The following is a 13,489-nucleotide window of genomic DNA, read 5'->3' as shown; positions in this document are numbered from 1 at the left end:
CGGTGATGTATTTTTGCTTACATGCCGCCAAGTTGAGTGAGCATGAAAGCGTTGAACTCGATGGCTCTTGGAATATCTTTCACGCGGATGTGTTCGTTCGGGGCATGCGCCCCGCTGCCATAGTACGCCGGGTTTCCCGAAGTAGAGATGCCTAGCACGCCCACATTATTTTTCATCGCGCCGAGCAAGGGCAGTGTTCCGCCAACCAGCGGCGTGATCTCCGGTTCCTGTTCGGTGAACGCCCTGCCAATTTGGATCATCCGTTGGACGAACTCGTCTTCGATTGGCGTGACCACCGGATCGCCGTCGCCCAATTTCTTGACCCGCACATCGTCGAAGCCTTGCGCTGTGAGATAAGCCCTCAACTTTTGCAGAATATCGTCCGGGCGTTGATTTGGCACGAGACGAAAATCCATCTTCGCCATGGCTTTTGCAGGCAGGACGGTTTTGATCCCCGGATCCGTGTAGCCGGTTAAGAAACCGGCGATATTCGCCGTCGGCTCAAAGACGGATATCTCCAAATCGTATCCGCTTCGGTCGCGGAGGAACGACTCGATTCCATACATGGCTTTGGTTCTGGCTTCCTGTTCAAGGTCAACGTTATCCCTGGATGCCTGTTTTTCCATCTTTGTCGGTTCGCGCGCGTCATCGTAAAAGCCGGGGATCGACACTTTGCCGTTTGCGTCTTTCAAGCTGGCAAGCGCTTTGACCAAGCGCCATGCCGCGCTCGGGAGGGCGTGCGCGCCGCCCGAATGCGCGTCTACGTTCATCTGCTCCACGCTGTATTCCACATACAACAACCCGCGGAAGCCAAGCGCGATCGCCGCCTGACCTTTCTCGTTGAAGCCGCCGCCTTCCCATAACGTGCCGTCGGCTTTGAGCAGGTCGCCATACTGGCGCGTCATCGCATCGAAGTGTACGCTGCCGATCTCCTCTTCGCCTTCGACGATCCATTTGACGTTGATGGGCAGTTCGCCGTTCACCGCAAGCAACGCGCGGATGGCGCAGATGCGTGAGATCAGTTCCGCTTTATTGTCGCAGATGCCGCGCGCGACGAGTTTGCCGTCCACTTCGGTTGTTTCAAACGGCGGGCTGTTCCAGAGTTCTAGCGGCGCTTCGGGCTGAACATCGTAATGGTTATACAGCAGGAGGGTGAAGTCGCTTTTCCCTTTGAGCGTTCCATAGACGTAATTCGGCGCACCTTCCACTTCCAATTGACGGGTTTCAAAGCCCGTGTCTTTGAGCAGTTTCTCCACCCAGTCAGGGGTTTCCTTCATCATGCGGTTCTGCGCCGCGACGCTTTCAAAGCGGCAATATTCCGCGATCAGCTTTCTAAACTCTTTCACTTGAAAATCTAATTCCTGCTGTAATTTTTTGTTCATGCCTGCCTCCATTGTGAGTTTATCTTCGTATGGTTGCTTCGCGCTCGGGACCTGTGCCGATCCACTTGACAGGAACTCCCGCCGCGTCTTCGATCATCGTCACATACGTCTGCGCGTTCGCAGGCAACTCGTCAAACGATTTCGCCTTGCTGATATCTTCGTTCCAGCCTTTGAACGTTTGATACACACATTCGACTTCGCCCAATCCGTACGCGTCCACATCGGCATATGTTACATCTTTCCCGTTTAATTTATAACCAATGCAAACTTGAATCTCATTCAACCCGCTCAACACATCCAACTTCGTGAGGCATAGTTCGATCACGCCGCTGAGTTGCGCCGCAGTGCGCACGATCTCCAAATCCAGCCAGCCGACTCGGCGCGTGCGTCCCGTCGTCGCGGCGACTTCGGCAAACTTTTTGTACACGTCCGATTCAACGTCGTGGATTTCCGTTGGCAACGGTCCTGCGCCGACGCGCGTGGTGTACGCTTTCGTCACGCCGACCACGTCGGTAATGTAGCGCGGCGGAATGCCGAGTCCAGCCGAAGCGGCGGAGGGAATCGTCGTCGAAGCCGTCACGAACGGGTACGTTCCCCAATCGGTATCCAGAAAAGTTCCCATCGCTTGTTCGAGCAAAAAATGTTTGTTCCCTTTCAAACCGTCTTGCACTAATGGAAATAACTCTTTGATGTAGGGTTTCAGTTTCAAATAAAACCCGCGATACATTTCGCGCACGTCTTCATACTTCAACGCTTCGCCGCCCAATGCGGTGATGATCTTGTTCTTCAAAGTCAATTGCATTTGCAAACGCGACTCAAACGCGTCGCTCGCAAAATCCGTCCAGCGGATTCCGTTGTAACTGACCTTATCCGCAAACACAGGACCGATGCCGCGCCGCGTGGTTCCCGTCGCGCCCGCGCCTTTTGCTTCCTCATACAGCCCGTCTAAGATTTTGTGATACGGCATGATCAAATGCGAACGCGGCGAGACCCATAGCCGTCCATCCACGCCGACGCCGGCTTTGTTCAACAAATCAATTTCTTCGATCAACACAGCGGGATCGATCACCACGCCGCCGCCGATCAACGCCGTTGTGTTGCGCGCAAAAATTCCCGAAGGCACGAGATGAATTTTGAACGTCCCGAATTCGTTGATCACCGTATGCCCCGCGTTGTTCCCGCCGTTGAATCGCGCCACATAGTCCGCGCGCTCGGCGAGATAATCAACCACCTTCCCTTTTCCCTCATCGCCCCATTGCGAACCGATCACTGCTGTTACGCTCATTATGCCTCCACTGTAGTGACGACTTCAGTCGTCCCAATATTCAGCGACTGAAGTCGCTAATACGAATTGCACTATCTGTTATTTCGATCGCCAAGCCGATATACGACTCTGGCGTTAGACTCATCAACTTCGCGCGCGTTACTTCGGGGACGTCTAACGCTTCGACCCACGATTTATAACTGTTTCTATCCATGACGCGTCCTCGCGTCTGCGATTTGAGCGACTCGTACGCGTCGCTTCGTCCCGCCGCGCGGAGGATCGTCTGCGCCCCCTCGCCGACGACTTCCCAATGCGCGTTCAACTCCGATTTGATTCTCTCCTCATCCGCCTCCACGCGACTCATGCCGCGAATAATGTTATTCCACGCGAGAAGCGTATGCCCCAGCGCTACGCCGAAAGTTCTGCGCACGGTTGAGTCGGATAGATCGCGCTGTAATCTTGAGATGGATAACTTCTGCGAGTAGTGGGTGAGGAGCGCGTTCGCCACGCCGAGATTTCCTTCCGCATTTTCAAAGTCAATCGGGTTGATCTTCTGCGGCATCGTCGAAGAGCCGACCTCGCCTTCGACGGCTTTTTGCTTGAGATACCCGTCGCTGATATATCTCCAAATGTCCTGCGCGAAGTCTATCAGGATGGAATTGGTCAATTGAATGGAATTGAAATAACGGATCCAATTGTCGTACGGCAATATCTGTGTGGTGACGAGATTCGGTTCAAGCCCAAGACTGCGGATAAAATCTTTGTTGAATGAAATCCAATCCACTTGCGGCGCGGCGGCGTGGAGCGCGTTGAAGTTGCCGACCGCGCCTGTGAGCTTCGCTTCAAATGTGTGGCTCGCAATTTCATCGCGGCATGTTTTCAAGCGTAAGTGATAAACCGCAATTTCTTTTCCCAGCGTGGTCGGCACGGCGGGCTGACCGTGAGTCCGCGCGAGGGCGGGGAGGGCGCGATATTGTTTTGCGAAGTCTCGCAGGGAGGATATGAGATTGTCTAGCGCGGGGAGCAGGACTTGATCACGCGAGTCTTTCAGCGCGAGGGCTTGCGCGATGTTGTTGATGTCTTCAGAAGTTAATCCGAAGTGGATCCATTGATGCAATTCTTGCGGCAGTTTATCTCTTAGGAAATATTCAATCGCTTTCACGTCGTGCCGCGTCGTTTTTTCGTATTCTTGAATCTTGCGCGCGTCTTCCTCTGTGAACGAGTCGAGAGAAATGTTGGGGGGTGGGCAAATACCCGCTACGGCGAGCGCAGACAAAAAGTCGAGTTCGAAGCGCGCGCGGGAGCGGAGGTATGCAAATTCGGAGAAGAAATCCCGCAGTGTGGAAGTCTCTTGTTCGTAGCGTCCATCCAATGGAGAAAGCGCGTGAAGTCTCATCGTCACGCATTATAATTCGGGCGTTTGATTTTCAGAGGAGATTGAGATGAAAATTTTGACCGATGTCGCGCTGACGTACGACGATGTTTTGCTCGTGCCGCAATATTCCGATGTGGATTCGCGGCGCGCGCTTTCCACGAAAAGTTATTTGACGAAACAGATCGAGTTGCAAACGCCGATCGTTTCCGCCAACATGGACGTGGTGACGGAGAGCGAGTTGGCGATCACGATGGCGCGCGAGGGCGGGATCGGAATCATCCATCGTTTTATGACGATTGCCGAGCAGGCGCGTCAGATCGAGCGCGTGAAGAAAGAAGAGTCGTTTGTTGTGGATGGTCCCATCACGATGAACGAGGCGAACACGGTGGGCGATGTGAAGCGCGTGGTGGAAGAAACAGGCACAGGCGGAATTTTGATTCTGGACGCGAATGAAAAATTGATCGGCATCGTCTCGCCGCGCGATCTGTTGTTTGAAGACGACGATAGCAAACCTGTCACTGCCATTATGACGCGCGAAGTTCATAGCGCGCCGCCCGATACGTCGTTGAAAGAAGCGGAACGCTTGTTGCATGAATATCGTGTCGAAAAATTGCCGCTGGTGGGTAAGGACGGTCGCGTGGCGGGGCTGGTCACGTTGAAAGATATTATGAAGCTCACGCAGTTTCCCAAAGCGACGAAAGACTCGAAGGGGCGGTTGGCTGTCGGCGCGGCGGTGGGCGTGCGCGATAAAGAAATGCACCGCGTGGAATCTGTGTTGAACGCGGGCGCGGATTGCATTGTGGTGGACATCGCGCATGGCGATTCGCACCTTGAGATCGAGATGATCAAAAGCATCCGCAAACATTTTGGCGAGGCGCAAATTATCGGCGGCAACGTGGCGACGGGCGATGGAACAAAACGACTCATTGACGCGGGCGCCGACGCGGTGAAGGTCGGCGTGGGACCCGGCTCCATTTGTATCACACGGATCGTGGCGGGCTCGGGCGTTCCGCAATTGAGCGCGGTGATCGAGTGCGCTGAAGCGGCGCGTTCGTTCGGCGTTCCGATCATTGCCGACGGCGGGATTCGCCAGCCGGGCGACGTGGTCAAGGCGATTGCGGCGGGCGCGTCGAGCGTGATGATCGGCTCCATGTTGGCGGGCACCGATGAAAGCCCGGGCATGATCCTCACTCGCAAAGGTCATCGGTATAAAGCGTCGCGCGGCATGGCGTCGCTGGAGGCGAATATCCTCCGCAACAAGCGCGAAGGCAATGACTTATCTCACGAAGAGATCGAAGAATATGTCGCCGAAGGTGTGGAAGCCGCAGTGCCGTATCGCGGCAAGGCGCGCGAAGTGTTGAATCAATTGCTTGGTGGTTTACAATCGGGCATGAGTTATAGCGGCGCGCATTCGATTGAAGAGTTGCGACAAAAAGCGATCTTTGTGCGGATGACCGGCGCGGGCTTGAAAGAGTCGGGTCCGCATGATGTGGAAGTGATTGGATGAGTTTCAAGTGTCAAGTTCCAGGTTTCAAGTTTCAAGTTTCAAGTTTCGAGAGGCTTGTTCATGTGATAAATCTTTGCTACGGATTGACACGGATTTCACGAATTTTTTAAACCAATCAGTGTCAATCGGTGTAATCGGTGGCTGAGGTTTTCTCGATACGATGGTAGACCTGATAAATATTTTTTGTGGAGTAAAGATGACAAATCAAACTACAAGCAACTGGCTCGAAAAAGATAAAAAGCAATTGCATCCTGTCTATCATCCGAAATCGCACGCCAACGCGCTCGTCGTTGAACGCGGCGAGGGCGTGTGGCTGTACACCGCCGACGGAAAAAAGATCCTCGACGGCATGGCGGGCTTGTGGAACGTCAACGCGGGATATGGACGCGAAGAACTCGCCAAAGCCGCGTATGACCAGATGAAGGATTTAGCGTTCACCTCCAACTTTGCAGGCATGACGAATCTTCCCTCCATTCGGCTTGCCGACAAGTTGGCGGGCTTTGCCTACCCCGGGCTGAACACAACCTTCTTCACCTCCGGCGGATCGGAATCAAACGACTCGGCGTTCAAGACCGCGCGTTATTATTGGAAGCGCAAAGGCAAGCCGACGAAGTACAAAGTCATCGCGCGAAAAGGTTCGTACCACGGCGTAACGCTTGCCACGACATTTGCGACCGGGCTTGAAAAATATCAAACGATGTTCGGTCCCGCCGTGGAGGGATTCATTCACATCCCCGCGCCGAATCCGTATCGCTATGAAGGGGAGATGAAAGCGGGCGAGACAATCGGTCAAGCCGCCGCGCGAGCGCTCGAAGAGGCGATCTTGCGTGAAGGCGCAGACACGGTCGCCGCGTTCATCGCTGAACCGGTCATGGGAGTCGGCGGCGTCATCATCCCGCCTGACGATTATTTTCCGCTCGTCCGCGCGATCTGCGATACATATGAAGTCCTGTTTATTGCCGATGAAGTCATCACAGGGTTTGGGAGAACGGGGGAGTGGTTCGCGCTCAAGCATTGGAACGTGAAGCCAGATATTCTCTCGTTCGCCAAAGCCATCACCAGCGGATACGCCCAACTCGGCGGCATCCAAATCTCAGACGAGATCCGCGAGACGATGGAGTCTGCGGCGGAGAGCGAAACTTGGATGCACGGCTACACTTATTCAGGTCATGCCATGGCGTGCGCGGTCGGCTTGAAGAATCTCGAGATCATGGAAGCAGAAAATTATCCTGCGCGCGCGAAGGAACTCGGCAAACGCCTGCTTGACGGGTTGAACTCGCTCAAAGAATTCGGCTTCGTCGGCGATGTGCGCGGATTGGGTCTCCTCTGCGCGGTGGAAATTGTCTCGGATAAAAACGCCAAAACCGCCGACCCCGCACAAGCGATGAAAATCTTCAAAGCCGCGCAAGAACGCGGGTTGAGGACACGTCCCGTTGGCAATTCGCTCGCCTTCGCGCCTCCGCTGGCTATCAATGAAGAGGAAGTGGATGAGATCGTGAAGAGGTTGGGTGCGGCGATGGATTCGGTGGGGTAGGTTATGAGTTACGAGATACAAGTTACGGGTTACAACGTGTTTACCTGTGCACTCAGCCGATCGCCAATCGTAAATCGCAAATCGCCAATCGTAAATCGCCAATCGTAAATCGTAAACCGCCATGTCCATCTACCTCCACGACATTCCTCTCCCTCAAGCGCAAGCGCGATTCCAGCAAGCCCTTGAAGAGGCGAATCTCTGGCGCGTGTTGAGCGTGGAAGTCATACCGCTGGATGAGAATGCGCTGGGTCGCGTCACTGCCGAGCCGATTTGGGCGAAAATGTCATCGCCGCATTACCACGCCTCCGCCATGGATGGCTTCGCGCTTCGGGCGGTTTACACGAACGGCGCGTTACCGTCGAAGCCGATCACGCTTCACCTCGGACCCGAAGCGGAGTACGTGGACACGGGCGACCCTCTGCCACAGTGGGCAGACGCGGTCATCCCCATCGAAAACGTCGAATCGCTGGACGAGCATGGAAACATCACAAAAGATATCCGCGATCCCGCCTCGATTCGAATTCGCGCTTCCGTCGCGCCGTGGAGTCACGTGCGCCCGCTGGGGGAGGACATTGTCGCGACGCAGTTGGTGCTGCCCGCCGGGCGCGTCCTTCGCCCGGTAGATTTGGGCGCGATCGCCGCGGCCGGGCATCAAGAGGTCAAAGCGGCGCGCAAGCCAAAGGTGGCGATCATCCCCACCGGCACCGAACTCGTCCCCATCGGCAGTCAACTCAAAGCGGGCGATATTCTCGAATACAACTCGCTGGTCATCGCCGCGCAGGTTCGCTCCATGGGCGGCGAGGCGACGCGCTACCCCATCGTCCGGGACGATTTTGAGTTGATTTGCGAGCGGGTTCTCGAAGCCGCGCAATCCCACGATTTGATTTTATTGAACGCGGGTTCCTCCGCCGGTGCGGAGGATTTTTCGGCGAAGGTAGTTGAAAAACTGGGGACGCTCCTTGTTCACGGAGTCGCCGTCCGCCCCGGTCACCCCGTCATCCTCGGTCTCCTCAATCGCCAATCCCTAATCGAAAATCGTAAATCGCAAATCGTAAATCGCCAATCGCCAATCGTACATCGTAAATCGCAAATCGAAAATCATGAATCGCCCAATCCGGAGCCTGAAACCTGGAACTTGAAACCGATCATCGGCGTCCCCGGCTATCCCGTCTCTGCCGCGCTCACGGTCGATATTTTCGTCGAACCCATCCTTGCAAAATGGCTGGGGCGTAGACAAAAAGAATTGCCTGTCGAAACCGCCGCGCTGACGCGAAAACTCGTCTCGCCGGCGGGCGACGATGATTTTGTGCGTGTCGTGGTCGGTGAAGTGGGCGGGAAACTGCTTGCCGCGCCGTTGTCGCGCGGGGCGGGCGTCATCACCTCGCTGGTTCAAGCGGATGGTCTAGCCCTCGTCCCAAGCGGCGCGCAGGGCATCGAAGCGGGTGAAAAAATCCAGGTGCGTTTATATCGCAGTAAAGCCGAAATCGAAAAGACGATTTTCTGCATCGGCTCGCACGACCTCACCCTCGATTTGCTCGCGCAGTTCTTATCCGAACATGATCGCAGGCTGGTGTCTGCCAATGTCGGCTCACAAGGCGGATTGATCGCATTGCGGCGGGGAGAAGCGCATCTCGCAGGCTCGCATTTGCTCGATCCTCAAACGGGCGAATATAACATTTCGTCTATTCGTCGCTACATGCCCGGTAGGCCGGTCAAAGTGATCGCATTGGTGGGGCGCGAGCAGGGCTTGATCGTGAAAAAGGGAAACCCCAAAGGGATTACAGATCTGAGAAGCCTGACCAGTTCGCAAGTCAGGTTTATGAATCGCCAACGCGGCGCCGGCACGCGCGTCCTGTTGGACTATCATTTGAATTCAATGACAATCCCGTCCGAGTCCATTGTTGGCTACCATCAGGAAGAGTATACTCATCTTGCTGTTGCGGCTTCTGTGGCATCGGGTCGCGCCGACTGCGGGCTTGGTATCGCCGCCGCCGCCCAAGCGCTGGATTTGGATTTTATTCCGCTGTTTCAAGAACGCTACGATTTGGTGATCCCGAAAGAATACGCCGAAGACGAACTGCTCGCGCCTCTCTTCAGACTTTTGGCTGATTCGCCTTTTCGTGAAGCCGTTTCGCAACTGACAGGATACGACGTGTCTGTGATGGGCAAAATTATTTTGGAGGATGAATGACCGAAGCGCTTGTTGTGGATGATAATCGTCAGACGGCTGATGCCTTGCATCAGATGTTGGATGTGTTGGGTGTGAAGGCGCGCGTGGCGTACGGCTCCAGCGCGGCGATTTCGATTTTGGGAAGCGGCTTCACCCCAAACTTGATCTGTCTTGACGTGAACATGCCCGGCATCGATGGCGTGGAGATTCTCCTCTATTTGCGGCGCGAGCCTCGCCTGATCTCTGTGCCGGTCATTGTGATCACGTCTGATGATCAGCCGGAAACGCGGCGCAAGGTGATGAGCGCCGGCGCTACCGAGTTGCTCATCAAGCCCGCCACCATCGATGCGCTGGAGAGCGCGTTGAAAAAAGCGAAGATGTTGTAGAACACGCCTCGCTTGATTATGTCGGTACGCGCCTAGCGTCGCGACGAAGTTCAAACCCATCGCCGCTGTCAAGCGCAAAGCAAGGTTTGCGATCCTCGGCGATCGTTTTTTTGTCTAATTGTTGGCTCAACGTGTATAATGGGGAAAATTTTTGGACGCCAACCCCAATGCCAATTTCTGCTGGAATCTCCGCCCCCGATTTTGAATTGCATGACGATACGAATATCGCAAGAAAACTGTCCGAGTATCGCGGCAGGAATGTGGTCTTATATTTTTATCCCGCCGATGATACGCCGGGGTGCACAAAGGAAGCCTGCAATTTCCGCGATGATTATTCCGCGTATGAACAAGCGGGCATTGTAATTCTTGGCGTCAGCCCGGATACGGTCGAATCGCATGTGAAGTTCAAGAAAAAATTTATGCTCCCATTCCCGTTATTGGCTGACGAGGGACATCGGGTTTGCGATCTCTATCAAGTTTGGGGACCGAAGAAATTTTTAGGCAAGTCTTATGAGGGCGTATTGAGGACAACTTTTTTGATCGACGGCAACGGAATGATCGTGAAAGTGTTTGAGCAAGTGCGCCCGGCGCAACACAGCGCGGAGGTTCTTGCGGCGTTGGCAGAGGCGCCCTAGGCTGAATCAGCCGTCCCTGCGGAGGAAGCGCGGGGTTTCCTCCTTGTGAAAATTGTGACAATCTGCGAATTATGATAAACTTAGGCGGCTTCTGATCGAGGGTCTCCCTCATCAGATTTTTGTTTCAGGAGAAGAGTATGCGACATTTCATCGTTGTGGGAATATCAACCATTCTGGCGTCGGTCCTTTTGTACATGGGGCTGAGCGCGGCGCACTTGATGCCTGTGGCGGCAAGCGCGCAGGCGGTTCCGATCGATTGGATGTGGAACCTGATCTTGATCGTGATGTCATTTTTCTTTTCGCTCATTGTGGTGCCAATGGGGTACAGCCTGATCGTGTTCCGCCGCCGGCGCGGTGAAACCGGGGAAGGCGCTCACTTTGAGGGGAATACCACGCTTGAGTTGTTTTGGACGGCGATCCCTTTGTTGATCGTGGTTTCTTTTTCGGTGCTTGGCGCGCGCAATTTAGCCCAAACATTGGCGCGAAACCCGCAGGCTCCTGTTATTAAAGTAACAGGTTTGCAATGGTCGTGGAGGTTTGAGTACCCTGCCGATCCTGCGACCGGTTTGGTTGTGGTTTCCGATCAGTTGCACATACCGGTCGGGGAGCAGGTGTTGTTGCGAATGACCTCCTCGGATGTGATTCATTCCTTCTGGGTTCCTGAATTCCGCGTCAAGCAAGACCTGGTGCCGGGGCGGTTTACGGAATTGACCATCACTCCCACTGAAGTGGGGAGTTACAAGGTGCGTTGCGCCGAGTTGTGCGGCACAAAGCACTATTCCATGGAAAACCCGGTCATTATTCAATCGCAAGCAGAGTATGATGCTTGGTTGGCGGGTGAATTGGAAAAAGCGAAACTCGCCGCCTCTTCGCCGGAGGGATTCGGGCAGTTGCTCGTTCAGCAAAACGGTTGCACGGCTTGCCACTCGCTTACCGGGGGAACGTTGGTTGGTCCCACCTGGTTTGGGTTATACGGCTCGCAAGTTGAACTCTCAAACGGCGCCACCGTAACCGCCGACGACGCCTTCATTACCGAGTCGATCAGCAACCCGCAGGCAAAGATCGTCAAGGGCTTTGAAACGGTTCAGATGGTTCAATACACATTTACTCCCGACGAACTCTCGGCAATCGTCGCATATATCAAAACGATCAAGTAGGCGGTGGAGGTTTCATGAAAAATAACACTTTAGGAAGGGCTTTCCTTCTTCTTGTCATTGCCGGCGCGATCGGATACGGCATCGGTCTTGGCATTGATGCTGCGATCCGTGGCGAGCTGAAATTCTCGGCTTCTGTTCCTTCCGCATTCGCGTTGTTGTTTGGGTTTACGGCGTTCTTCTTTGGTTTGTACGGTTATCGCGGCATCACGCGCGGATTGGTCTTTCAAGTTGTCGGCACGGTGATCGGCGCGGCGCTTGTGACCGGTATCCGCGCGTTGATGGGACTGGAAAGCATTGGCGCATTTCTGTTCACCGAACCGGCGTGGGTGTTTGGAGCGTTGGTGGGCGTGGTCTCTTTCTTCTTCGGCGTCGGCGTGATGACCGATTGGGTGAAGTGGGCGCGGGGGATCGACACGCCCGACCACCATGAAGACGAGCCGGGCTGGCAAAAATACTTTGGCGTATCGCTGGATCACAAAGTCATTGGCATTCAATATACCGTCACAGCGTTGTTCCTCCTCGCGGTTGGCGGTACTTTTGCGCTAATCTTCCGCTCGGAACTTGCCGCATCGGGCTTGGATTTCCTCACCCTTGAACTCGATGTCTTCAATCAGAACGGTCCTCAGATCTACAACACGCTCATGTCGCTTCACGGCATGATCATGATCGTCTCGATCCTGCTCGGTATCTCGGGCATTATGAATTATGTCGTTCCGCTTTTGGTGGGCGCGCACGATATGGCATTCCCGCGCATGAACGCCTTCGCGTACTGGGTGGCTGTGCCGGCTTCTGTTTTATTGTTGCTTGCGTTGATCCTCGGCGGTTTTGACACCGGCTGGACTGGTTATCCTCCGCTTTCCTCGCGCGCCCCGCTTGGCGTGCAAATGTTCTTTCTGGGCGTGTTCACAGCCGGTTGGTCGTCCATCCTCGGCGCGTTGAACGTGATCGCCACGGTCGTCCGTATGCGCGCGAAAGGCATGACCGCCATGCGGATGCCGATCCTCGTTTGGGCATCCGTCGCCACCTCCATCATCGCCCTGACCGCCACGCAGTTAATCGGTCTTTCCTTCCAATTGGTGATGTTCCAGCGCCTGTTTGGGATGGGATTCTTCGACCCCGGCAAAGGCGGCAACCCGGTTCTCTTCCAACATTTATTCTGGTTCTACTCCCACCCGGCGGTGTACGTTTTCGTTCTCCCCGGCTTGGGCGTGATCTCTGAACTCCTGCCGGTCTTCGTCCGCAAGCCGTTATTCGGGTATCGCTGGGTTGCGATGTCCTCGTTGGGCATTGCGCTGGTCGGTTTTGTGGTGTGGGCGCATCACATGTTCACCTCCGGTATGAACGAATACCTGCGCGTGCCGTTCATGTACAGCACCATGCTGGTGGCTGTTCCCACGGGCGTGAAGTTCTTCTCGTGGGTGGCAACCATGTGGGGCGGAAAGATCGAGACGCCAACCCCGATGCTGTTCGTCCTCGGGTCTATTGTTGTATTTTTGCTGGGCGGCGTCACGGGTCCTCCAAACGCGATGGTCGCGCTCGACCTCCACTTGCATGACACCTACTGGGTCGTTGGACACTTCCACGACACGATCTTCGGCGGATTCGTCTTCCCGTTCTTTGCCGCCATTTATTATTGGTTCCCCAAAGCGACCGGCAGAAAAATGAACGAGTTCTGGGGCAAAGTGCACTTCTGGTTGATGACCCCCTCGTTCTTTGCGCTGACGCTCGGCATGATGTTCATCGGTCTGCGCGGCATGCGCCGCCGTATCGTGGATTACGATCCGGCCCTCGGGTTCGATGGCGCGCAATTGTTCCTGACCGTTTGCGCCTTCCTCATCGCCATCTCGATCTTGATCTTCTTCATCAATTTCTTCCGAAGCATCAAGCATGGCGAGCCGGCCACAGGAAATGCGTGGAATTCTCGCTCGCCCGAATGGCAGGTTCCCTCGCCGATGCCGGCTCACAATTATGAAGTTCCATTCGAAGTGGTTGGCGAACCGTATGATTACGGCTTGCCCGGTTCGAAATTTGTTGAATTCGCGGCGAAGTCAGCCGGGAAACATTAACTCAAAGGGCAGG

At 54.9% G+C, this 13,489-nt stretch carries 10 protein-coding genes; 7 read left to right on the top strand and 3 right to left on the bottom strand.

The window, feature by feature from the left end; all coding sequences use genetic code 11:
- Positions 1-17: 17 nt before the first annotated feature.
- Genes AC16KF_RS18555 through purB form a run of 3 tightly spaced genes read right to left on the bottom strand, consistent with a single transcriptional unit; the run spans position 18 to position 4,042 of the window.
- Positions 18-1,382, bottom strand: coding sequence for a M20/M25/M40 family metallo-hydrolase (locus AC16KF_RS18555; protein WP_484038853.1), 1,365 nt, complete (start codon positions 1,380-1,382; stop codon positions 18-20).
- 19 nt (positions 1,383-1,401) lie between these two features.
- Positions 1,402-2,667 carry an adenylosuccinate synthase gene (locus AC16KF_RS18550; RefSeq protein WP_484038852.1) on the bottom strand — a complete coding sequence of 422 codons (1,266 nt, stop codon included), beginning with the start codon at positions 2,665-2,667 and terminating at the stop codon, positions 1,402-1,404.
- Between the two features lie 40 nt (positions 2,668-2,707).
- Entirely contained in the window at positions 2,708-4,042 is a 1,335-nt protein-coding gene (gene purB / locus AC16KF_RS18545; protein WP_484038851.1) for an adenylosuccinate lyase, read from the bottom strand.
- Positions 4,043-4,088: 46 nt separating this feature from the next.
- Here purB and guaB point away from each other — a divergent pair, with 46 nt between their 5' ends.
- The 7 genes from guaB (at position 4,089) to AC16KF_RS18510 (ending at position 13,476) form a co-directional block, all read left to right on the top strand.
- Positions 4,089-5,528 carry an IMP dehydrogenase gene (gene guaB / locus AC16KF_RS18540; RefSeq protein ID WP_484038850.1) on the top strand — a complete coding sequence of 480 codons (1,440 nt, stop codon included), beginning with the start codon at positions 4,089-4,091 and terminating at the stop codon, positions 5,526-5,528.
- A gap of 196 nt (positions 5,529-5,724) precedes the next feature.
- Positions 5,725-7,062 carry an aminotransferase family protein gene (locus AC16KF_RS18535; RefSeq protein WP_484038849.1) on the top strand — a complete coding sequence of 446 codons (1,338 nt, stop codon included), beginning with the start codon at positions 5,725-5,727 and terminating at the stop codon, positions 7,060-7,062.
- Positions 7,063-7,183: 121 nt separating this feature from the next.
- On the top strand, positions 7,184-9,253 hold the full coding sequence (locus AC16KF_RS18530) for a molybdopterin biosynthesis protein (protein ID WP_484038848.1): 2,070 nt from the start codon (positions 7,184-7,186) through the stop codon (positions 9,251-9,253).
- Complete coding sequence (locus tag AC16KF_RS18525; RefSeq protein ID WP_484038847.1) at positions 9,250-9,618, top strand: response regulator; 369 nt, start codon at positions 9,250-9,252, stop codon at positions 9,616-9,618. Before AC16KF_RS18530 ends, AC16KF_RS18525 begins: the two co-directional genes overlap by 4 nt.
- A 167-nt stretch (positions 9,619-9,785) precedes the next feature.
- On the top strand, positions 9,786-10,253 hold the full coding sequence (bcp, locus tag AC16KF_RS18520; RefSeq protein WP_484038846.1) for a thioredoxin-dependent thiol peroxidase: 468 nt from the start codon (positions 9,786-9,788) through the stop codon (positions 10,251-10,253).
- Between the two features lie 137 nt (positions 10,254-10,390).
- Positions 10,391-11,410 carry a cytochrome c oxidase subunit II gene (gene coxB / locus AC16KF_RS18515; RefSeq protein ID WP_484038845.1) on the top strand — a complete coding sequence of 340 codons (1,020 nt, stop codon included), beginning with the start codon at positions 10,391-10,393 and terminating at the stop codon, positions 11,408-11,410.
- 14 nt (positions 11,411-11,424) lie between these two features.
- Positions 11,425-13,476 (top strand): cytochrome c oxidase subunit I, encoded by a 2,052-nt coding sequence (locus AC16KF_RS18510; protein ID WP_484038844.1) that lies wholly within the window; start codon positions 11,425-11,427, stop codon positions 13,474-13,476.
- The last annotated feature ends 13 nt before the right edge of the window (positions 13,477-13,489 follow it).

This window comes from Candidatus Defluviilinea gracilis (assembly GCF_057138825.1).
This window is presented reverse-complemented; position numbering and strand designations above follow the sequence as displayed.